Annotated in this window: 21 protein-coding genes; 7 read left to right on the top strand and 14 right to left on the bottom strand. The window is 66.3% G+C overall.

Annotated elements, in window-relative coordinates; genetic code table 11:
* Positions 1 to 7: 7 nt before the first annotated feature.
* Both aac(6') and NUV79_RS03370 read right to left on the bottom strand, forming a co-directional pair.
* The gene (gene aac(6') / locus NUV79_RS03375) at positions 8 to 532 is read right to left on the bottom strand and encodes an aminoglycoside 6'-N-acetyltransferase (protein WP_465246825.1); all 525 of its coding nucleotides are present in this window, start codon (positions 530 to 532) and stop codon (positions 8 to 10) included.
* A 79-nt stretch (positions 533 to 611) separates the two neighbouring features.
* Positions 612 to 1,949, bottom strand: a complete 1,338-nt coding sequence (locus NUV79_RS03370) for an OmpP1/FadL family transporter (protein WP_257731674.1) — start codon at positions 1,947 to 1,949, stop codon at positions 612 to 614.
* A gap of 431 nt (positions 1,950 to 2,380) precedes the next feature.
* Here NUV79_RS03370 and NUV79_RS03365 point away from each other — a divergent pair, with 431 nt between their 5' ends.
* On the top strand, positions 2,381 to 3,229 hold the full coding sequence (locus tag NUV79_RS03365) for a fumarylacetoacetate hydrolase family protein (protein ID WP_257731673.1): 849 nt from the start codon (positions 2,381 to 2,383) through the stop codon (positions 3,227 to 3,229).
* Positions 3,230 to 3,488: 259 nt separating this feature from the next.
* Here NUV79_RS03365 and NUV79_RS03360 read toward each other — a convergent pair whose 3' ends face one another.
* The 9 genes from NUV79_RS03360 to NUV79_RS03320 form a co-directional block, all read right to left on the bottom strand.
* Entirely contained in the window at positions 3,489 to 4,589 is a 1,101-nt protein-coding gene (locus NUV79_RS03360; RefSeq protein WP_257731671.1) for a helix-turn-helix transcriptional regulator, read from the bottom strand.
* 105 nt (positions 4,590 to 4,694) lie between these two features.
* Entirely contained in the window at positions 4,695 to 5,630 is a 936-nt protein-coding gene (gene argC, locus NUV79_RS03355) for an N-acetyl-gamma-glutamyl-phosphate reductase (protein ID WP_257731670.1), read from the bottom strand.
* A gap of 187 nt (positions 5,631 to 5,817) precedes the next feature.
* The gene (locus tag NUV79_RS03350) at positions 5,818 to 6,285 is read right to left on the bottom strand and encodes a YybH family protein (RefSeq protein ID WP_257731669.1); all 468 of its coding nucleotides are present in this window, start codon (positions 6,283 to 6,285) and stop codon (positions 5,818 to 5,820) included.
* Between the two features lie 100 nt (positions 6,286 to 6,385).
* Entirely contained in the window at positions 6,386 to 7,342 is a 957-nt protein-coding gene (gene speB, locus NUV79_RS03345; protein ID WP_257731668.1) for an agmatinase, read from the bottom strand.
* Positions 7,343 to 7,357: 15 nt separating this feature from the next.
* Complete coding sequence (locus NUV79_RS03340) at positions 7,358 to 7,636, bottom strand: hypothetical protein (protein WP_257731667.1); 279 nt, start codon at positions 7,634 to 7,636, stop codon at positions 7,358 to 7,360.
* 56 nt (positions 7,637 to 7,692) lie between these two features.
* Complete coding sequence (locus tag NUV79_RS03335; protein WP_257731666.1) at positions 7,693 to 8,445, bottom strand: SDR family oxidoreductase; 753 nt, start codon at positions 8,443 to 8,445, stop codon at positions 7,693 to 7,695.
* Positions 8,446 to 8,544: 99 nt separating this feature from the next.
* Complete coding sequence (gene rpsI / locus NUV79_RS03330) at positions 8,545 to 9,024, bottom strand: 30S ribosomal protein S9 (RefSeq protein WP_257731665.1); 480 nt, start codon at positions 9,022 to 9,024, stop codon at positions 8,545 to 8,547.
* 2 nt (positions 9,025 to 9,026) lie between these two features.
* Positions 9,027 to 9,491, bottom strand: coding sequence for a 50S ribosomal protein L13 (gene rplM / locus NUV79_RS03325; protein ID WP_257731664.1), 465 nt, complete (start codon positions 9,489 to 9,491; stop codon positions 9,027 to 9,029).
* Between the two features lie 204 nt (positions 9,492 to 9,695).
* A complete protein-coding gene (locus NUV79_RS03320; RefSeq protein ID WP_257731663.1) occupies positions 9,696 to 10,112 on the bottom strand; it encodes a PaaI family thioesterase in 417 nt (138 codons plus the stop codon).
* Positions 10,113 to 10,214: 102 nt separating this feature from the next.
* Here NUV79_RS03320 and NUV79_RS03315 point away from each other — a divergent pair, with 102 nt between their 5' ends.
* The 3 genes from NUV79_RS03315 (at position 10,215) to NUV79_RS03305 (ending at position 13,134) form a co-directional block, all read left to right on the top strand.
* A complete protein-coding gene (locus NUV79_RS03315; RefSeq protein WP_257731662.1) occupies positions 10,215 to 11,027 on the top strand; it encodes an enoyl-CoA hydratase in 813 nt (270 codons plus the stop codon).
* 208 nt (positions 11,028 to 11,235) lie between these two features.
* On the top strand, positions 11,236 to 11,766 hold the full coding sequence (locus NUV79_RS03310) for a CoA-binding protein (RefSeq protein WP_257731661.1): 531 nt from the start codon (positions 11,236 to 11,238) through the stop codon (positions 11,764 to 11,766).
* 90 nt (positions 11,767 to 11,856) lie between these two features.
* Positions 11,857 to 13,134: an O-acetylhomoserine aminocarboxypropyltransferase gene (locus tag NUV79_RS03305; protein ID WP_257731660.1), complete on the top strand. Its 1,278-nt coding sequence runs from the start codon at positions 11,857 to 11,859 to the stop codon at positions 13,132 to 13,134.
* A 112-nt stretch (positions 13,135 to 13,246) separates the two neighbouring features.
* Here NUV79_RS03305 and NUV79_RS03300 read toward each other — a convergent pair whose 3' ends face one another.
* Entirely contained in the window at positions 13,247 to 14,308 is a 1,062-nt protein-coding gene (locus tag NUV79_RS03300; RefSeq protein WP_257731659.1) for a COX15/CtaA family protein, read from the bottom strand.
* 128 nt (positions 14,309 to 14,436) lie between these two features.
* On the opposite strand from NUV79_RS03300, the gene NUV79_RS03295 reads away from it, so the two are divergent.
* On the top strand, positions 14,437 to 14,646 hold the full coding sequence (locus NUV79_RS03295) for a DUF2842 domain-containing protein (RefSeq protein WP_257731658.1): 210 nt from the start codon (positions 14,437 to 14,439) through the stop codon (positions 14,644 to 14,646).
* Between the two features lie 6 nt (positions 14,647 to 14,652).
* On the opposite strand, the gene NUV79_RS03290 is transcribed toward NUV79_RS03295, so the two are convergent.
* Positions 14,653 to 15,714: a polysaccharide deacetylase family protein gene (locus tag NUV79_RS03290; protein WP_374678741.1), complete on the bottom strand. Its 1,062-nt coding sequence runs from the start codon at positions 15,712 to 15,714 to the stop codon at positions 14,653 to 14,655.
* A gap of 137 nt (positions 15,715 to 15,851) precedes the next feature.
* Between NUV79_RS03290 and NUV79_RS03285 the strand changes: the two genes are divergently transcribed.
* Positions 15,852 to 17,078 carry a GNAT family N-acetyltransferase gene (locus NUV79_RS03285; RefSeq protein WP_257731657.1) on the top strand — a complete coding sequence of 409 codons (1,227 nt, stop codon included), beginning with the start codon at positions 15,852 to 15,854 and terminating at the stop codon, positions 17,076 to 17,078.
* A 19-nt stretch (positions 17,079 to 17,097) separates the two neighbouring features.
* On the opposite strand, the gene NUV79_RS03280 is transcribed toward NUV79_RS03285, so the two are convergent.
* Positions 17,098 to 19,260, bottom strand: a complete 2,163-nt coding sequence (locus NUV79_RS03280; RefSeq protein ID WP_257731656.1) for a GumC family protein — start codon at positions 19,258 to 19,260, stop codon at positions 17,098 to 17,100.
* Between the two features lie 968 nt (positions 19,261 to 20,228).
* Between NUV79_RS03280 and NUV79_RS03275 the strand changes: the two genes are divergently transcribed.
* On the top strand, positions 20,229 to 20,789 hold the full coding sequence (locus NUV79_RS03275) for a polysaccharide biosynthesis/export family protein (RefSeq protein ID WP_257731655.1): 561 nt from the start codon (positions 20,229 to 20,231) through the stop codon (positions 20,787 to 20,789).
* Positions 20,790 to 20,803 lie beyond the last annotated feature (14 nt).

Genomic DNA, 20,803 nt, shown 5'->3' with positions numbered 1-20,803 from the left:
TTCCCGGTCAGGCGCCGGTCGCGCCGACGGCCTTGCGGAAGTAAACCACGCGCTCGGTCTCGACGAAGCCGAGCGCGCGATGCAGCGCAAGGCTCCCGGCATTGTCGATCGCAGCGTCGGAGGCGAATTCCGAGCAGCCGCGCGCGCGTCCCCAATCCTCGACGGCGCGGCAGAGCCTCCGGGCGATCCCGGATCGCCGGTGCGGCTCAGCCACGAAGATGCCTTCGAGGAAGACGACCGGCGACGTCTCGCAGCCATTGACATAGTCGGTCCGCAAGGCAGCCTCGGCGAAGCCGACGCAGACGCCCTCCGCTGTCAGGGCGACGCAGGCGAAATCGCGATCGCTGCCGGCTGACAACACGTCGGCCAACTCGTCTCGATGCTGTTCGGCTCCCTCATCAGGCCAGAGTTCTGCCCTCAGGGCCGCCCATGCGGAGAGATGCTGTCTGCCGGCCCGCCCGATCGTGATCGACATTACCTGCTCCAAGCCGCCGTGGCGTACATTCCAACCGCGCGGCGCGGGTGCCAGCATCCCGGAAAAGCCGGCAGCAAAACGACAACAAAAAAGCCGGCCCGAAGGCCGGCTTTCTCGTGATGGCGATCGATGCCGCTCAGTACTTGCGGACCACCGGCTGGACCGGGATCGTCTCGGCGGGATTGTCCCAGCGGTAGGTCAGGCCAGCCGAAAGAATGTGGATATAGGGCTTGGCTTCGGCGCTGTAGAACACCGGGCCCTGCTGCGGGTGGGCACCCGTGTAGTTCACGGCAGCCTTGTTCACGTGGATGTAGGTGTAGCCGAGGTCCAGCTTCAGCTTGTCGGTCACCTGATAGCTCGCACCGGCCGACAGCCAGAGGCGGTCGTTGTCCGAGATGAACACCGTCCGGTTGGTATCGTTGACCGCCGAAAGCTCGTAGGCCACGCCGGCTCGCAGGGTCAGGTCCCGGTTGTACTTGTACTCGACGGCGCCGCTGAAGAACCAGCTGTCGTCATAGACGAAGTTCAGCCCCGAAACCGGACGGCCGGAAATCTGGCTGACGATCGGGATCCGGCGGAAGCGGCTCCAGTTCGTCCATTCCACGCCGAGATGGGCCTGCCACTGCTCATTGATGACCTGCGAGATGCCGAAGACGACCGAGTCCGGCAGGTTCAGGTTGGCCTTGATCGGCACGACGCCGGCCAAGGTACCGAGGTCGCCTTCCAGCGTCTGCCGGATCGAGGAGCGATAAGCGATACCGATCGTGGTGCCTTGGAACGGCGTCAAGGTCGCGCCGAAACGGAAACCGTAATCGACCGTGTCACCGTCCAGAATCTGGTTCGGGGCCGTCGGACCGATAGCCTGACCGATGTTCGCGCCGGTCGCAGTCTTCAGATTGGCCTTCAGGTACTGAATCTGGAAGGCGGCACCGATCGAGAGCCAGTCATTGACCTGATAACCGATGGTCGGAGAGACGTTGATCGAACGGACCTTGGCAGACCGGCCATAGACCTGACCCGCATGGACCTGATTTTCGGCCTTGGAACGCAGCCCGTAAGGCGCACCGGTCGTCAGGCCGATCCAGAACCGGTCCGTCAGCTGCCAGGCGGAGTAGGACGCGGGAATGAAGGCGCCGTCACCACCGATATTGCCCGTGCCGCCCTGGATCGGGCTGGCGGGGCCGACAGGCGAGCCGAGACGCGTCACCGAATTCGGCTGATAATCGCCATTGGCATAGAGATAGGTGAAGTTCCAGTTGCTATTGCGGCCGGGGAACATGGTGATGGTCGCCGGGTTCCAGGCCATCGAACCCATGCCGATGCCGCCCGAGGCCGCGCCGGCATAGGCCATGCCGAGGCCTTCGGCGCTCTGGCCGCTGCGGATGGCGAACGAGCTGGCCGAGGCCGCTCCAGCCGCAAGGAGAGCGGCGAGCGAAACCGTGGCGGCTGCGGCGGTACGAACAAGGCCCTTCATCGAATCCATCCCGGTTTAGGTTCTTCGAGGCCAGACACCCCGCTTGATTCGAAGCATGACCCGAGCCGTTTCCCGCCGCAATCCCGCTTCAAGCGCCCAGAAATTGCCACACGATCCCCTCATTTGCCCTCAGCATCATCGAAAACAGCCCAAAAGCGATGATTTCCGAGCATGCGCCGGCGAGATTGTTCAGAAAGATATCGTTTACATAAGAACTATTGCTGGTTTTCGGGCCTTTCGGCTCCGGCGCGTTGACAGCAGCTCCCGTAGCGGCATTTGTCGCTTTGAGAAGCTCCGTTGCATTCGCGCCACAATCCGGCCGCCTGCTGATCGCGGATGCCCCATGCGCGATGACGGGCTTGTGTTTCCGGCCGGCATCCGCTCAGAATCCATCCCACCCATTTAGATCGTTTGAAAACGGGGGAAACACCTTGAAACTGCTCCGCTACGGCGCACCGGGCCAGGAAAAGCCGGCCCTCCTCGATGCCAAGGGCGGGTTGCGCGACCTGTCCGGCGTCATTTCCGATCTTGGCGGCAAGGCGCTGACCTCTGCCTCGCTCGCCAAGGTCAAGGCTCTGGCGCCGGAATCCCTGCCGCTCGTCTCGGGCTCGCCGCGCATCGGCGCCTGCGTCGCGGATGTGCGCAACTTCATCGCCGTCGGCCTCAACTTCGCCGATCACGCCGCCGAGACCGGCGCCGAGATCCCGAAGGAGCCGATCCTCTTCAACAAGGCCCCGAACTGCATCGTCGGACCGAATGACGACGTGATCATCCCGAAGGGCTCGCAGAAGACTGACTGGGAGGTCGAACTCGCGATCGTGATCGGCGACGGCGGCTCCTATATCGAGGAAAAGGACGCGATGGCGGCGATCGCCGGCTTCTGCGTCTGCAACGACGTCTCCGAGCGCGCCTTCCAGCAGGAGCGCGGCGGCCAGTGGGCCAAGGGCAAGGGCTGCCCGACCTTCGGGCCGCTCGGCCCCTGGCTCGTCACCACCGACGAGATCAAGGACATCCAGAATCTCGGCATGTGGCTCGAGGTCGATGGCGAGCGCGTGCAGAACGGCTCGACCAAGACGATGATCTTCGGTGCCGCCTACCTGGTCCACTATATCAGCCAGTTCATGCGGCTCGATCCGGGCGACGTCATCACCACCGGTACGCCTCCGGGCGTCGGCCTCGGCTTCAAGCCGCCGCGCTTCCTCAAGGGCGGCGAGGTCGTCACCCTCGGGATCGAGGGCCTCGGGGTGCAGAAGCAGAACTTCATCCCCTACAAGGGGTGACCATGGCAGGGGCGCTTCGGCGCCCCTTTCATTTTGGCGGCAAGAGGATCACGGCCGGCTGGTCAGTGGCCCGATAGCAAGACAAAAACAGGCAGTGCAGCGAGCCAGAGCGAAAAAGCACTGCCGAAGCCGCTTGACCCAGCTTCGGCAGCGCAAGCTGATACTCGCCTGTGGCCTTGCGGCCTCTCTTGAGAACCCCACTCTGACGTCGGCATCGCCGTTTGCCATCCCCCAAATGGGGGGTTTCCAGCTCAGCGTTTCAGCGCGGCCCGGTCGCGCTCTTCAACAAGCCGACGAGATCGGCCTGCCGGCGCGTGCCGGTCTTGGCGAGGATGCGCTTCAGCGTCGTGCGCGCCGTGGCCTCGGTCACGCCAAGACGCGACGCCGCATCCCGCGGCGGATGGCCGCCCGCGATGACGGCCGCCAGCCGCGCTTCCGCCGGCGTCAGGTCGAACAAGCCGGCGATCAGCCCGGCATCCGGCCCTGCCCCCGCAGCGACGGGCGTCGCGACGATGATGGCGCCGGCGAAGGAGAAGACATCGCGCGCCCGGCCGCGTATCGGCGCGACATGCACCACCATCGGGCTCTCGCCGCGATTGGACGGGATCGGCAGCGAGCGAACCAGCTGAGGCAGATCCGAGCGCGAGAACCCTGCGATCACCGCCGCCAGCATCTCGTCGGCCGGAGCGTGCGCAAGGGTCAGCCGGGCGGCGCGATCCAGGAACACGCCCGGCATCAGGTCCTGGAACAGGGCATTGGCATCAAGCAGATGGCCACGCAGGCTGAGAACCGCAGCCGGCAGCCCCATCAGCTCTAGGGCCTGCGAGGCGGCGCGCGCGCGCTCCATCGCCAGCCGGCGCCCGAGCAGTCCGGCCCGGGCGAAATGCGGTCGCAGCCGGTCGAGCGCGGCGATGGCCTGGCCATCGACGGTGCCCTCCGCGAAGGTCCGCTCGCAATGGACGATCGTCGTATCGCCGGTCGGCGCGCCGATCACGGTCGCGACTCCCGAACCGTAGCCGGCCGGGATCAGGTGCTCCTGATAGACAGGCTCCCGGGCGATCTCGTCGCCGGTAAAGACGTCCTCGTCGGTGATGAAGCCGTGCCGCCCATGCACGAGCAGGCGCTGCGCCCGCTCGTTGACCGGCAACGGAATGCGGCGCAACACCTCTTCGTAGCTCTCGCAGAACTCCGGCGACGAAGCGAGCAGGCGCACCTCGTCATGCAGCACGGTCCCGAGCAATGCTTCGCGGCAATGGGCGATCCGCGCGGTATCGCGCAGCACCGCCGGCCAGCTTTCAGGAACGATCGCGGCTTCATAGATGCCGTCGATCAGCGCATTCTCGAATTCGTCGCCTGCCACGTCCATCCCTCGCCCAGGGGGACGACTACTTTAACGCGCGCGACGCGAAATTGTCTCCTCTGAACAGAGGAGACAAAATGTCTCCGTCGCGCACCGGAGGCAGTTTCAGCCTTCAGGCAGGCCGAGCATCAGGCGGATGTTCTGCACCGCCGCACCCGAGGCGCCCTTGCCGAGATTGTCGAGCCGCGCGACCAGGACCGCCTGGCCGAGATCGTCCTGCCCGAACACGGTGAGCTCCAGCTTGTTGGTGTCGTTCAGCGCTTCCGGCTCGATCTTGCCGTTTTGGCCGTCCTGCGGGAGCACGCTGACATAGGTCGATCCAGCATAGCGCTCGGCGAGCGCATGGTGGAGGTCGGCGACGCCCGGCCGGCCCGGCAGCGTGTCGAGATGCAGCGGCACGGAGACCAGCATGCCCTGCCGGAAATTGCCGACCGAGGGCACGAAGATCGGCCGCCGGGTCAGCCGGGCATAGGCCTGCAATTCGGGCAGGTGCTTGTGCCGGAGCCCGAGGCCGTAAAGCTCGAAGGCAGGGGCGACGCCGGTCTCGAAATCCTCGATCATCGACTTGCCGCCGCCGGAGTAGCCGGAGACCGCGTTGACCGTGACGGGATGATCCTGCGCCATCAGGCCGGCATCGACGAGCGGACGCAGCAGCGCGATGGCGCCGGTGGGATAGCAGCCGGGGTTGGCGACCCGGTCGGCCCTGGCGATCTTCTCGGCATGGCCCGGCTCAAGCTCGGCGAAGCCATAGACCCAGCCCGGCGCGACGCGATGGGCTGTCGCCGCATCGACGATCTTCGGCGCGTCGGAGCCGAGCTGGTCGGCGAGCGCGACTGATTCCTTGGCGGCCTCATCGGGCAGGCAAAGCACGACGAGGTCGACGCTCGCCATCATGTCCTTGCGGGCGGCGGGGTCCTTGCGCTTGTCGGGATCGATGCTCTTGACCGCGACCTCAGGCACCACGGCCAGGCGCTCGCGGATGCCGAGACCGGTGGTGCCGGCTTCGCCGTCGATGAAGATGGTTTTCAGGTTCTGGCTCATCGGGACCCCCGGTGGCTGGGCAGGCGAGTTGGCTAAAGGCATAAAAAAACCGCGCTCGGTGGCGCGGTCGCGGGCGTTCGGACGTCAGCCGAGCGTCATCGCGGGCGCGCCGGAGCGGCCTGGACAGGGCGACGTCGGATGAAGCTCATCATCATGGCACCGTATATGTTCGCAAGGCGCGCGGCTGTCAATCTCGTGGAGCCGCACCCGCTGCCTGAAGCCTATTGGCCGGATCGTACCGCCCCTCCAGCCGGTTCGCGTGCCGATGCAACAGGCGCCAGCCGCCCTCTTCGAAGCGGAAGACATGGGTGACGCGATTGGTCCAGCGCGCGGGCGGGGCGCCCGGCGTCATCGCGACCTCGAAGGTCTCGATATCGGTGACGAGAGCGATGGGATCTCCAAGCACGGTGGTGATGTTCTCATGTGAGACGGTGCCGCCCTTGAACTGCTCCGCAGCCCAGTCCCAGCGCCGGGAGACAGCCTCCCAACCCTTCTCGTAACCGCCCCAGCCATAGAAGCTCGTCGCCTCATGGCTATGCGAATAGAGTTCCTTGATCGCCCGTACATCGCCATTGGCGACATCGGCCAAGGCGCTGCGCAGAGCGGCCAATGCGGCGGGAAAGCAGTCGGCGGATGCTGCGCCTGTTCCTGTCATGGCGAAATCTCTCCATCGGGGTCAAAGCCCAAAAGCGGAATCCAACGAAAGGCTTGAAGAAGGGCCTTCGCAGATTGATTCCGCCGTCTCGCAGATCGTTTCAATCGCCCTGCTTCAAAGCCAGCGCCTGAATATGATGCTGGACGATGGTCGAGGCTGCGATCGCGGTGATGTCGGCATGGTCGTAGGGCGGCGAGACCTCGACCACGTCCATGCCGCGGATATCGAGGTCGCGCAGCGCCCAGAGGATGCGCAGCGCCTGTTCGGCGCTGAAGCCGCCCGAGACCGGCGTGCCCGTACCCGGTGCGAAGGCGGGGTCGAGCGCATCAATGTCGAAGGTCAGATAGGCCGCACCCTCCTCGACCCGCTCGCAAATGCGCCGCACCACCCCGGCGACGCCGAGCTCCTGCGCCTCGTAGGCGTCGAGGATGGCGATGCCGCAATCGCGCGGGGCGACGGTGCGGATGCCGACCTGGATCGAGCGCTCGACATCGATCAGCCCCTCGCGCACCGCCTCCAGAACGAAGCTGCCATGGCCGATGCCGCCCGGGCCATCGTCCCAGGTGTCCTGATGGGCGTCGAACTGGATCAGCGCCAGCTTGCCGTGGCGGGCGACATGGGCGCGCAGCAGCGGCAAGGTGACGAAATGGTCGCCGCCGAGCGTGACGAGATGGGCGCCGGACGCGAGAATGCCGGCTGCTTCCGCCTCGATCGCGCGGGAACAGCCCTGGAGATCGCCGCGCGGCAAAGCGCAATCGCCGTAATCGATAGCCGAGAGCCGGGCAAAGGGATCGATACCCGACGGATATTGCGGATCGCCGTCGAAGATCGCGCTGGCGCGGCGGATCGCTTGTGGACCGAAGCGCGTACCCGGCCGATTGGTGACGGAAAGATCGAAGGGCACACCCCAGATCACCAGATCGGCGCCCGCGACGTCCTTGCCATAGCGACGGCGCATGAACGAGAGCGCGCCGGCATAGGTCGGGTCGGCAGCGCCGTCGCGCCTGTCACCGGTGAAGGCGTGATCGATCGGCGGCTTGTCGGCGGCTTCGGTCATGATCGTCTCAGAGCGTCAGCGGCGCGCATTGAACCAGACATAGAGACACCAGGGCAGGATCAGCGCCAGCGCGGTCAGCACCAGCCGCAGCATCGTCCAGGCGTTCGGATTGTTGAGCGCGCGTCCGTCGAGCTCCGGCACGCCATGGATGAAGCCGAGAGCGACAGCCGGTGCCAGGAAAATCACCAGCGCCCGGCCGATGCGCCGCCCACGCGGCAACTCCTCGCGCGCCAGCATCAGCAGGGCCGGCACGGCAATCATGCCGAAGGCGATCAGGATGAGGAGGACGCGCATGGGCTTCTTGCTACATCAGAGCCGAACGGCACGCGAGTGGCCGTCTGCCGCTGACGCTAACGCCCGCCACCGACCTTCAGGATGATGCCGGTCGTGTAGCTCGACGCCGGCGAGAGCAGGAACAGCACGGCCTCGGCGATTTCATCGACCGTCGCGGCGCGCTTCAGCGGGATCAACGGCGCGATCCGCGCGACGCGTCCAGCCTCACCGGTCGAGAGCGCGTGGATCTCCGTCTCGGTGATGCCGGGCGCAACCGCGTTCACGCGGATGCCGTGACCCGCCAGCTCCTTGGCCAAGCCGATGGTCAGGGAATCCACCGCGCCCTTCGAGGCGGCGTACCAGACATATTCGCCGGGCGAACCCAGTTCCGCCGCGATAGAGGAGATGTTGACGATCGCCCTGCCCTCGGCGTCCTCGTTTGCCATGAGCGCCCGGGCGGCTTCGCGCGCAACGAGGATCGCGCCGGTGACGTTGACGTCGATACATTCGCGGATAATTGCGGCGTCGGTGTCGACGAGCGGCCCCGACCTGCCCGTGATGCCGGCATTGTTGACGACATGGGTCAGCTGTCCCAGCGCCGCCCTCGCCTCCGCGAAGACCCGGATGATATCGGCTTCATCAGCCATGTCGCCTTGAAGCGCCACGGCCGTCGCGCCCTTCCCCACGCAGGCCGCGACGACCTCGTCGGCGGCTTTGGCGTTGCTCTGGTAGTTCACCGCGACATCGTAGCCGCGCCCGGCCGCCATGATGCAGGTCGCGGCGCCGATGCCGCGGCTGCCGCCGGTAACGAGAAGAACGGGGCGGATCATGTCGCATGGCTCCTGCTGATCGGACGCGAGAGGCCAGCCAATACGAAAAGGGCGGCTCTTGCGAGCCGCCCTTCCGCATACCGGTAATCCCGGAAACGATCAGCGCTTCGAGAACTGGAAGCTGCGGCGGGCCTTGGCCTTACCGAACTTCTTACGCTCGACGACACGCGAGTCGCGGGTCAGGAAGCCTTCCTTCTTGAGCGGGCCGCGAAGCTCCGGCTCATAGTGGGTCAGCGCCTTGGAGATGCCGTGGCGAACCGCACCGGCCTGGCCGGAGAGACCGCCGCCCTTGACCGAGACGACGACGTCGTACTGGGTCAGGCGATCGACCAGCTGCAGCGGCTGCTTGAGCACGAGGCGCAGCACCGGGCGAGCGAAGTAGATCTCCTGGTCGCGGCCGTTGACGGTGACCTTGCCGGAACCCGGCTTGATCCAGACGCGGGCGATGGCGTTCTTGCGCTTGCCGGTGGCATAGGCGCGGCCCTGGGCGTCGACCTTCTTGACGTGGACCGGGGCTTCCGGCTGAGCGGGCTTGGCGACGTCGCCGAGCTGGGAGAGAGACTGCAGAACTTCAGCCACGGTCAGACCCTCTTGTTCTTGCTGTTGAGCGCGGCGACGTCGAGCGCCTCCGGCGACTGGGCAGCGTGCGGATGCTCCGCGCCCTTGTAGACGCGCAGGTTGCCGAGGATCTGGCGGAAGAGCGGGCCGCGCGGCAGCATGCGCTCGACGGCCTTCTCGACGACGCGCTCAGGGAAGCGGCCTTCCAGGATGAACTTGGCCGAACGCTCCTTGATGCCGCCCGGGAAGCCAGTGTGGTGGTAGTACACCTTCTGGTCACGCTTGCGGCCGGTCAGGGAGACCTTATCGGCGTTGATGACGATGACATTGTCGCCGCAGTCGACGTGGGGGGTGTAGGCGGCCTTGTGCTTGCCGCGCAGACGCATCGCCACAACGGAGGCGAGACGGCCGACGACGAGCCCGGAGGCGTCGATCACAACCCACTTCTTTTCGACATCGGCGGGCTTGAGCGAGACGGTGGTCTTCATCGCGGTACCCTTCGGTTGCGTAAAAAAGGACAAGCCGCCGGAGAGCCCGGCGGCGGTGTGGCGTGGGAATAGGGGCAGGGAAGCCGGCTGTCAAGCGCTACAATCAGCGCTCAAAAGCGGAAAACTTCGATTTTTCAAGCCACTGAGAAAAACGGTATCCAGATACCGTATACTGTTCTGCGCTGCGTTTCGGTATGCATGCGGTCATCGCACCGCCGGAATGGAGTAGGTCCCCGTCGCGTGGCAGACCATGTCGGCCTCGCCCTGCGAATAGAGGCAGACCTCACCGACCGCGAGGCGCTTGCCGAGCTTGAGCAGCCTGGCCTCGCCGATGAGTGCCGCCTGGCCGGGCTTGCGCAGGAAGTTGAAATTGAGGCTCGTCGTCACCGCGAGGCCGACCGGCCCGATCTGGGCGAGGATCGCCGCATAGAGCGCGAGATCGGCCAGCGCCATCATGGTCGGGCCCGAGATGGTGCCGCCGGGGCGCAGGTGCTTCTCGTGATAGTCGCAGCGCATGCGGGCCGTCATCGGCCCGACCTCCTCGATGAAATAAGTGCGCCCGCCATAGTGGAGCTGGGGAAAGACCTCGTCGAGATAGGCGTCGATCTCGGAGGCGCTCATGCGGGTCGTCATGCGGAAAACCACAGGCTGCAATAGGGCTTATCCCCTTGCAGCATGGCCGGCCGGCTCCGACAATAGGCGGAAATGCGGAAGGGAAGCGCGATGAACGCCCATCACAAGCCGGAGGCCGTGCCCGTCCTGCTGCGCGCGGATGCGCAGGGCGTCGCGACGCTGACGCTGAACCGCCCCCAAGTGCGCAACCCGCTGAGCGAGGCGATGCTGGCCGCTTTGAGCCAGGCCTTCACTGCCATCGCGGCTGATCGCACGGTCAAGGTCGTGATCCTCACCGCCGCCGGGCCGGTGTTCAGCGCCGGGCACGATCTCAAGGAGATGACCGCCCACCGCGCCGATGCCGACCGGGGCCGGGCCTATTTTGCGGACATCCTCGGGCGTTGCTCGGCGATGATGCAGCAGATCACCGCCCTGCCCCAGCCGGTGATCGCGGCTGTCGAAGGCACCGCGACGGCCGCCGGCTGCCAGCTCGTCGCGAGCTGCGACCTTGCGGTCGCGGGCGAGGCCGCGCGCTTCTGCACGCCTGGCGTCCATATCGGCCTGTTCTGCTCGACGCCGATGGTTGCCCTGTCGCGCAATCTCTCCGCCAAACACGCGCTGGAGATGCTGCTGCTCGGCGAGATGGTGCCGGCTGACGAAGCGGCCCGGATGGGCCTCGTCAACCGAGTCGTGCCGGCTGGCGGCGCGCTGGCGGAAGCGCAGAGGCTCGCCAGCATCATCGCCTCAAAATCGCCGGCGACAATCAAGATCGGCAAGCGCGCCTTCTACGAGCAGCGTGAGATGGGGCTGAAGGCGGCTTATGATCACGCCTCGGCGGTGATGGTCGAGAACATGCTGGCGCGGGACGCCGAGGAAGGCATCGGCGCCTTCGTGGAAAAGCGCGCGCCGGTGTGGGAGAATTGAATCGCACCATCGACGGACATGCGCGGGGAACCCCTCTCCTGTAAGGAGAGAGGCAGGGGTGAGGTGTAGGCCCCGGACCAGCGAAGCCTCCGCCTCACCGCGGCAGCGGTCAGGTGGCGCTCAAATGTCCAACGGCCTCCCCCTCACCCCTACCCCTATCCTGTAAGGAGAGGGGTTCCCCCGCGCCCTTCCCTATGCGGACTGCCAGATGACCCACGACGCCTATCCCGACAGCCTGATCCGCGACATCCTGAAATCCGTGAAGCGGATCGCGCTGGTCGGCGCCTCCGCCAACGAGGCGCGGCCGAGCTGGATCGTGACGAAATACCTGATCGACCGCGGCTACGACGTCGTCCCGGTCAATCCCGGCCTCGCGGGCCAGACGATCCTCGGCAAGACGGTCTATGCCGCGCTCAAGGACGTCCCCGGCCCGGTCGACATGGTCGAGATCTTCCGCAACTCGGAAGCGGCCGGCCCGATCACCGAGGAGGCGCTGACGCTCGATCCGCTGCCCAAGGTGATCTGGATGCAGTTGTCGGTGCGCAACGACGAAGCCGCCGCACGGGCCGAGGCGAAGGGCGTCACCGTCATCATGAACCGCTGCCCGAAGATCGAATATGGCCGGCTCTCCGGCGAGATCGGCTGGCAAGGCATCAACTCGCGCATCCTCTCTGCGAAGAAGCCGGTGCTCGCCGGCAAGGGCTTCCAGAAGCTGACGATCCATCGGCCGGGAACCTGACGCGGCCTGCCGCCTCCCGAATTGACGCTTCGCAAACCGTTCGTTAAATCGAACGATCCGTTTTCGACGTCAGATTGTCAGGGAGCAGCCATGACCGACCGCGCACCGGGTTTCAGCACACTCGCCATCCATGCCGGAGCGGCCCCCGACGCGGCGACGGGCGCGCGCGCCACGCCGATCTACCAGACGACCTCCTTCGTCTTCGACGATGTCGACCATGCCGCCTCGCTGTTCGGCCTGCAGGCCTTCGGCAACATCTATACCCGCATCGGCAACCCGACGAACGCGGTGCTGGAAGAGCGCGTCGCGGCGCTGGAGGGCGGCACGGCGGCGCTCGCCGTCGCGTCCGGCCATGCGGCCGAGTTCCTGTGTTTCCATGCCCTGCTGCAGCCGGGCGACGAGTTCGTCGCGGCCCGCAAGCTCTATGGCGGCTCGATCAACCAGTTCAACCATTCCTACAAGAGCTTCGGCTGGAACGTGATCTGGGCCGACCCGGACGATGTCGAGGGTTTCGCCGCCGCCGTGACGCCGAAGACCAAGGCGATCTTCATCGAGTCGATCGCCAATCCGGGCGGCGTCATCGTCGACATCGCGGCGATCAGCGCCATCGCGAAGAAGCACAATATCCCGCTCATCGTCGACAACACGATGGCCTCGCCCTACCTGCTGCGCCCGTTCGAGCATGGCGCCGACATCGTCGTGCATTCGGCCACCAAGTTTCTCGGCGGCCATGGCAACTCGATCGGCGGCCTGATCGTCGATGGCGGCTCGTTCAACTGGGTCGGCGACGACCGCTACCCGATGCTCTCGAAGCCGCGGCCGGAATATAACGGCATGGTGCTGGGCGAGACCTTCGGCAATTTCGCCTTCGCGATCGCGACCCGCGTGCTCGGCCTGCGCGATCTCGGCCCCGCGCTCTCACCCTTCAACGCCTTCATGCTGCTGACCGGCATCGAGACTTTGCCCTTGCGCATGCAGCGGCATTGCGAGAGCACGCAGAAGGTCGCCGAGCATCTTGCCAAGCATCCGGCGATCGAGTGGGTCAGCTATCCCGGCCTGCCCGGCGACAAGTATCACGAGCTCGCCAAGCGCTATGCGCCGAAGGGCGCCGGCGCGGTCTTCACCTTCGGGCTCAAGGGCGGCTACGACGCGGGCGTCAAGCTGGTCTCGAACCTCAAGCTGTTCTCGCATCTCGCCAATATCGGCGACACGCGCTCGCTGGTGATCCACCCGGCCTCGACCACCCATCGTCAGCTCACCGACGAGCAGAAGATCGCATCGGGCGCCGGGCCGCAGGTCGTGCGTCTCTCGATCGGGCTTGAGGATGTCGAGGACCTGATCGCGGATCTGGATCAGGCGCTGGCATAAGCTAGTGCATCATTCTCGGGCTTGACCCGAGAATCTCATGACCATGGAGGCGCCGGAAACGGCGCCTTTTTTGTTTGGGAGATGCTCGGGTCAAGCCCGAGCATGACGCTCCCTAGTGACGCGCCGCCTGCTCGGTGCGAGTAACGTGGACCACGCCCATCGCCAGCACGGCGAAGCCGAGCGCCTGATGGGCAAGCCCGGCCCAAAGCGGCACGACCAGCAGCAGCGTCACGATGCCAAGCGCCGATTGCGCCAGCACCAGACCGGCGATCGCGGTCGAGCGCTTGGCGCTGCCCGATCCCGGCGCCGCACGACGCAGCCTCAGCACGTTCCAGAGCGCGACAGCGAAGAGGATGTAGGCGCCGAGGCGGTGGTTGAATTGCACCAGCGCGACATTATCGACGAAGTTCTCCCAGAATGGTGTCTGGGCGAAGAGCTGCGAGCCCGGCGGCACCAACGCGCCATCCATCAATGGCCAGGTGTTGAAGGTGAAGCCCGCCTTGGAGCCGGCGACGAGCCCGCCGAGCGCAACCTGCACGAAGAGCAGCAGCAGGAGTAGCCACGCGGTCGCCCTGCCCCGCGCCGGCTCGAGCCGGCGCAAGGGCGTCAACGCCGTAGCGAAGGCCACGACCGAGGCGAAGAACAGACCAGCGAAGGTGAGATGCAGCGTCAACTTGACCGGCGCGACGGCGATCATGCCGGGCTGGAGCCCGGACGCGACCATGATCCAGCCGATCGCGCCCTGCAGGCCGAGCAGCAGCCCCATGCCGAAGAGCGTCGCGATCTGCCGGGCGGGCAGCAGGCGGCGCAGCGCCACGACGAGGAACCCGGCGAGATAGATCAGGCCGATGAAACGGCCGAGCTGACGATGGCCCCATTCCCACCAGTAGATGAACTGGAATTCGCCGAGGCTCATGCCGTCGTTGAGCAGCTGGTATTGCGGGCTCGCCCGGTACTTGCCGAATTCCTCGGCCCAGGCATCGGCCGAGAGCGGCGGCAAGGCGCCGGTGATCGGCTTCCATTCGGTGATCGAGAGGCCGGAGCCGGTGAGCCGGGTCGCACCGCCGACCACGACCATCAGGAAGACGAGGCCGGCGACGATCCAGAGCCAGCAGCGGATGCCGGCATGGTCGGCCTTGGCGTCGGCGCGGGTCTGATCGAGGGCGAGGGTCACGGGCGGGCTTTCGGTCGCAGGCGGGGATATTCAGGCGCGCATCGCTTCACAAGCGCGCTCGCCGGTGACATAGACCCGTCGCTCCGGCGCGACAACGCCCGCATTGCCGCAGCGACCAAGAGAGCCCGATGAGACAACGCAACCGCAAGCTGATCGGGACCGTGCTGATCCTCGTCTTCGTCTGCGTCTACGCGCTCGTCGCCATGGCGCTGGCGCAGGGGCGGATCACCGAGGCCTCGAAGCCGGTGCAGACCATCGCCTATATCGCGCTCGGCCTCGCCTGGGTGCTGCCGCTCTTGCCGCTGATCAAGTGGATGGAGCGCAAGGACGAGGCTTGATCCCCGTCAGGCGACGTCCAGTTTCCGTCCCCTGCTCCGCAGCCAGAACGGCAAGCCCGATAGCAGCGCCCGCAGCGCCGCCTCGTTCTGGTGGAGGCCGTTGAGCGAGACGCGCGGCAGGGCGTGGAGATGGCCGGCGTGCTCGGGAAAGAGATGGCCCGGCCGCGTCGTGACCGCGCTTTCGAAACCTGCTTCCGCCGCAAGCGCGAAATCGCGCGGTCCGGCCGAGCCGGGATCGCCGACCGGATAGGCGAAATGCCGGATCGGCATGCCAAGTTCCGCCTCCAGGCGCTGTTTGCTCTCGACGATCTCGCCGCGGGCGACGTCGGTGTCGTGCTTCGCCAGCATCGGATGCGTCAGGGTATGGGCGCCGATGGTCACGCCTGGCGCACCGGACAAGGCCCGCAGCGTTTCCCAGGGCAGGCATTCACGCTCGACAAGGGCGACAGGGTCGATGCCGGCTTGTGTCGCCAACCCGGAAATCGCAGAGAGCAGAATCGCTTCCGGCGCACGGCGCAGGCGCCAGTAGAGCCTGGCGAAGGCACGGTCCTTCTCGACGTCGGTTTCGGTGCGGGCGGTGAAGCGGCCATCCGGCAAGGTGAGATCGAGCCGCGGCAGGGCCCGGATCGCCTCCTCCAGCTCCAGCCACCAGAGCCGCGCCGTTCGATCGGCGAAGCCCGGCGTAACGTACAGCGTCCAGGGCGCCTCATGCTTGGCGAGCACGGGCCAGGCTTCCTCGACATTGTCGCGGTAGCCGTCGTCGAAGGTCAGCGTGACGAAGAAGCGCCCGGGCCTGGGATTGCGCAAGCGCGCCAGCGCTTCCTGTAGAGAAACGATGTCGTAGCCCTCGGCCCGGATCAGGCGCAGCGCGCGATCGAGGAAGTTCGGGGTGATGTCGAGCAACGCATTCGGCGCGAAGCCGTGCGTCTCGGCCGCCCGGACATGGTGCAGGGTCAGGATCACGCCCTGCCCTTGCGCGAAGCCGCGGCTCCAGCGGTCGGCGCCCGTCGCCGCCATCACCCGGAATGCGGCCGCGATGGCCTTGTGACGCCCGTTCATCGCCGCCAAGCCGAAGTATCCCCGTGCAAACCGCCCGGTAACGCTGTCGTGCGATCGCGCGGTCGGGCCGGTACAATGTGGCCGATCCGTTCACAATGACGGGTTAAGGAGACGCCATCAGTCCTGCTCGCATGGGCTAAGGAAACATGCCTGCTGCCATCGCCTCAACGCCGGCCATGCCTGACGCGCTCGCCGCCAGCCGCGCTCCGTCGCGTCCCTGGGCCTCGATCGCGATCGATACCGATATCGCTGGCCTTGCCGAGATATGGCGCGCCTTCGAAGCGACGGCGCTGGTGACCCCCTATCAGAGCTATGACTGGATCAGCACCTTCGTCGAGACGATCGGTACAGCCCATGGCATGGCCCTGCGCTACGCATTGGTGCGCGATGCCGACGGCGAACTCTGCGCGCTCTTGCCGCTTACCATCACCGGGCGCAGCGGCTTCCGCTTCGCCGAATTCATCGGCGGCAAGCACGCGAACTATCATATGGGGCTCTACGCTCCGGCCTTCGCGGCGCAGCTCGACGCCCAACTGACGACGCTGTTGCTGACCGAGATCGGCACGGCCATCGGCGGGCTCGATGCCCTGGCCTTCGTCAACCAGCCCGTTACATGGCAAGACGTCGGCAATCCCGCTGCACTGCTGGCCGCCGGCCCGAGCCCGAGCCGCGCCTACAAACTCGCCCTGATCGCTGGTGATGGCGATGCGACGTTGAAGCGCTCGATGAGCAGCCATGCGCGCAAGAAGCTCAAGAACAAGCACAGCCGCTTCCGCGATTTCGGACCGTCGATGCTGACGCGTGCCACGACGCCGGATGAGGTCGCGCGCGTGATCGATGCCTTCCTCTCGCAGAAGGCCGAGCGCTTCCGGGCCATGGGCGTGCCCGATCCCTTCGCCGAGCCGGCAATGCGCGCCTTCCTGGAGCGAGGGTCCCTTGAGACGGGATCGGGGCGCCCGGCAATCGAGCTCTATGCGCTCGACCTCGGCGGCCGGGCGGTCGCGACCTATGTCGGTGCGATCCAGGGCGAGCGCTTCTCGGGCATGGCGACCTCATTCGACATGGCGAGCGAGACCGTCAAGACGAGCCCCGGCGAGTTGCTGCTGGCCGAGCTGATCCGCCTGAAAGCCCGCGAAGGCGTCGCGGTCTTCGATCTCGGCGTCGGCGAGGCCCGCTACAAGACGACCTTCTGCGACGACCATGACGATCTCGTCGACAGCTTCCTGCCGCTGACCCTCAAGGGCCGCCTCTTCGCGCGGATCGCCCGGACGAAGCGCGAGCTGAAGCGGCGGATCAAGCGTTCGCCGGTCGCGCTGAAGATCGCTCAGCGCGCTTCCGGCTGGCTTCGGAGCAAGCGCTCCGAGGAGGAGTAGAGCGCTCGTACCTTGCCGGTCAGGCCTCGACCGGCATTTCCGTGCGCGAAGCCGGCGGCATCGGCGCACCGCCCTCGCCGTCGAGGATCATCGTCACCGGCGCCTCGGTCAATTCGCTCAAACGGTAGGCGGTCTCCAGCGCATGGCCGTTGCCGACCTGCCCGCTCATGACGAGCCCGGCCTGAGCGCGGCGAGCGATCGGCTTCAGCACGGCGCCGTCGTCGTTGGAGGCGGCGGCGACCAGCACCCAGTCATAGGTCTCGCAGAGCGCATCGAGCGCGACATCGACGAGGTCGGGAGCGGCCAGGACGGCCTCACGGCCCGCGCGGCCGGCGCCAATGCGATGCAGCCGCGAGCCCGGCGCCCGCATGATGATGTCGGAGAACAGGGCCTCACCGGCGAGCAGCTCCGAGAAGCCGGCCTCTCCGCCATCAGGATCGGACGACAGGTCGACGAGCACGCAACGGCAGCGCTGGGCCAGCAATTCGGCAAGGTCGCGGGGTCGCGCGGCGTCATCGCCGGCGCCGTCGAGGACGAGCGCGAGCGGCGCCATGCCGCGCGCAGGCTCGCGCGTCCGCTCGGCGATCTCGGCCAGCGTCAACTCAGGATGATCGAGGTCGAGCCGGGTCTGCCCGAGCTTTCCGGCATGGGTCAGCAGGCCGGCGACGCGTTCATGGCGCGGAGCGGCCGGAACCGGGCCGGTCGACCCGGTCTCGTCCTCGGGCGAGCCGGCGGAGACCCAGCGCGGACCGCGCGCGGTGCCAGGCAGGGGCCGGCCCTGGCCATTGAGCAACTCGCGCGTCACGATCGTAGCCAGCGCGATCAGGAAGGTCGCGAGCGTCGCGACCAGCACGACCGGCACCTTCTTCGGGAAGGACGGCTCGGTCGGCTCGACGGCCCGCGAGATGATGCGCGCATCGGCGGGCGTAGCATTCATGGTGTCGCGCGCGACCGCCTCGCGGTAGCGCTGCATGTACTGCTCCAGCTGCTCGCGCATCGTCCGGGCCTCGCGCTCGAGGGCGCGCAGCTGCACTTCGCTGTCATTGGCACTGGAGACGTTCTTCTTCTGCCCGTCGAGCGCAGCCTGGAAGCTTTCGACGCGCTGGCCGGCGATCTTGGCCTCGTTCTCCAGCGTGCGCACGGTGCGCTCGGCCGCGGCACGGAGCTGGCCTTCGAGGTCGAGCAGCTGGGCGTTCAGTTCCTTGATCCGGGGATGCTCTGGCAGGAGGCTGCGCGATTCCGCGGCGATCTGGGCGCGCAGGTTGACGCGCTGCTCGACCAGCCGGCGGACGAGGTCGTTATTGGCGACATCCGGGATCTCGAAGGTGCGGCCCTGCTTGATCGCGTCGCGGATCAATCCCGCCTTGGCCTGCGACTCGGCCTGCTGGCTTCGGGCAGCGGAGAGCTGTGCCGACAGGTCGGTGAGCTGCTGCGAGGTGATGGTGGTGTTGTTCGGGCCGGCGAAGAGGCCGTTCTTCGAGCGGAAATCCTCGACCTTGGCCTCGGCCTCGGCGACGCGCTTGCGCAAGGGCTCGATCGTCGTCGAAAGCCAGTTCGAGGCGCTGCGGGCGTTTTCCTGCTTCGCCTGTTCCTGGAATTCCAGATAGGTCTCGGCAATGGTGTTCGCCGCCTTCGCCGCGAGCACGGGATCGCGCGAGGTGAACTCGATGGAGACGATGCGCGAGCGGCCGACCGGGTAAACCAGCAAACGGTCGTAATACTTCTCGAGGACGCGCTCTTCCGGCGACCTGTCGGCCGGATGGCCGCCGAGCCCGATCATGACCGCGAGCTTGCGCACGGCGCCGAGCGCGCCCACCCCTGAGTCGAACTCGGCATTGCCGACGAGGCCGATCCGCTTCACCGCTTCGCGCGCCAGGTCGCGGGACATAATGATCTGGACCTGACTCTGCACGGCCTCGGAATCGATCTGGCTGCTGTCGCCGGGCGTCTGGCCCGGCAGCGCGAAGAAGCCGCCGCGACTCTCCAGCAGCAGCCGCGCCTCGCCGGTATAGCGCGGCGTCACGACATTCACCGCGACGAAGGAGAGGCCCAGCGCGACGAGCGTCGGCCCGATGATCCAGAGCTTGCGGCGCTTGATCGCCGCCCAGAGGGCGGAGAGATCGAGCATGTCGCCTCGGCCTTCGCCGGCGCCGCGCGCATCAATCCCAGCTTGAGCGGTCATGGGCCCACCTATCGACGCAAAACTGTCGCCCCTCGGGAGGGACGCGGGCGACATTGAACACTCGGTAAGCCTAATGAACCCCTAACGATCTCAATTTGTTAATCATCATCACTGGCGGCATGCGTGCTCAATGTGGAGTCCTACCATCATCAGCCCTGCAACGAGCGCTAGGTCCGACCCATTATGTTGACGCCAACAAAAATGATTCCGCCGCCCCAGCTGCAGCAAATCAGGGTGATGGGTTCAGATTGTTCAAATGAATGACGCAACGTTATGGGCACATGCGTGTTGTCTTGTTGAGGTTTGGCCCCGCCTCATCATCGCGCCGGACGGGGCTGGCCCGGTCGCCGCACGGCGACCGGGTCGCTTTTAGCCTCAGGCGGAAATCCTAGATTTCGCCATGAGCTAACTGCTCACGGGCGCAATGTCGGCGGCGATCTCGCAGGTAGAGCCGCCCAAGGTGAATCGCGACCACCGAACTCCCGATATGGCGATGCCTGCCCAGCGCCTCGCTCCGCACGGCGCAATCGACGCGCAGCGGGATGATTTTCCGGCCAAGCCTCTCTCATTCGTAAACGATTTTTGGACCCTCTCCGCCTTTCCCGCCAATGCCTTGAATGCCGGAGCACCGCGGCGCGGCAAGAATGGTTAACGAGTCGTTGCGCCCTCACGACACCACAGCTTCATCCGCCCTTCAGCGAGAGGAACCAGTTTCGATTCGTCTGGTCAAACGTGTCGCCATGACCGGGCCGCTGCCGACTGCTGCTACCCCCACAGCCTAGCAGTCGGCAGCGCACTTCCTTCTGGTTCGCTGGAGTCGGCAGCCGAGAAGAAGCGAAAGCCAGCCCGCCGCGCGTGCCAAGACCGCCCATCCGACCCGGCGAGACACCCGGCACAGCTCCGCAGGAAGCCTTTGTTAACCATATCCGACCTAAAGATCGGGCGAGTTCTGCACGGGTAAGCCAGTGATGAGTCGACGCCTCGCCTCTCTCGCCTTGGCCGCCGCCATGATGGCGGGCGCCTGCGCGCCCCGCTATCCGGCGTCGGACTATGCGCTCGCCGAGCCGGCCGGCCCCTACAGGCTCGCCAGCGGCGACAGGCTGCGCGTCATCGTCTTCGGACAGGACAATCTCTCGAACATCTATGCGGTCGACGGCGCCGGGCGTATCGCCATGCCGTTGATCGGCTCGGTCGAGGCGCAAGGGCGCACGACGCAGCAGCTTGCCCAGGCGATCGAAGCCAAACTGCGCGGCGGCTATCTGCGCGAGCCCAAGGTCTCGGTCGAGGTCGATACCTACCGCCCGTTCTTCGTACTCGGCGAAGTCAGCAATTCCGGCCAGTTCCCCTTCGTGAACGGCATGACCGTGCAGACGGCCGTCGCCATCGCCGGCGGCTTCACGCCGCGCGGCCAGCGCAATTCGGCCGAAGTGACGCGCCAGATCGAGGGGCAGACGGTGACCGCGACCGTGCCGATCACCTACCCGGTGCAGCCCGGCGATACGATCGTCATCAAGGAACGCTGGTTCTGAGATCGCGCTGAGCC

It is taken from the genome of Allobosea sp. 47.2.35 (genome assembly GCF_024655635.1).
Classification (GTDB): Bacteria; Pseudomonadota; Alphaproteobacteria; order Rhizobiales; family Beijerinckiaceae; genus Allobosea.
This window is presented reverse-complemented; position numbering and strand designations above follow the sequence as displayed.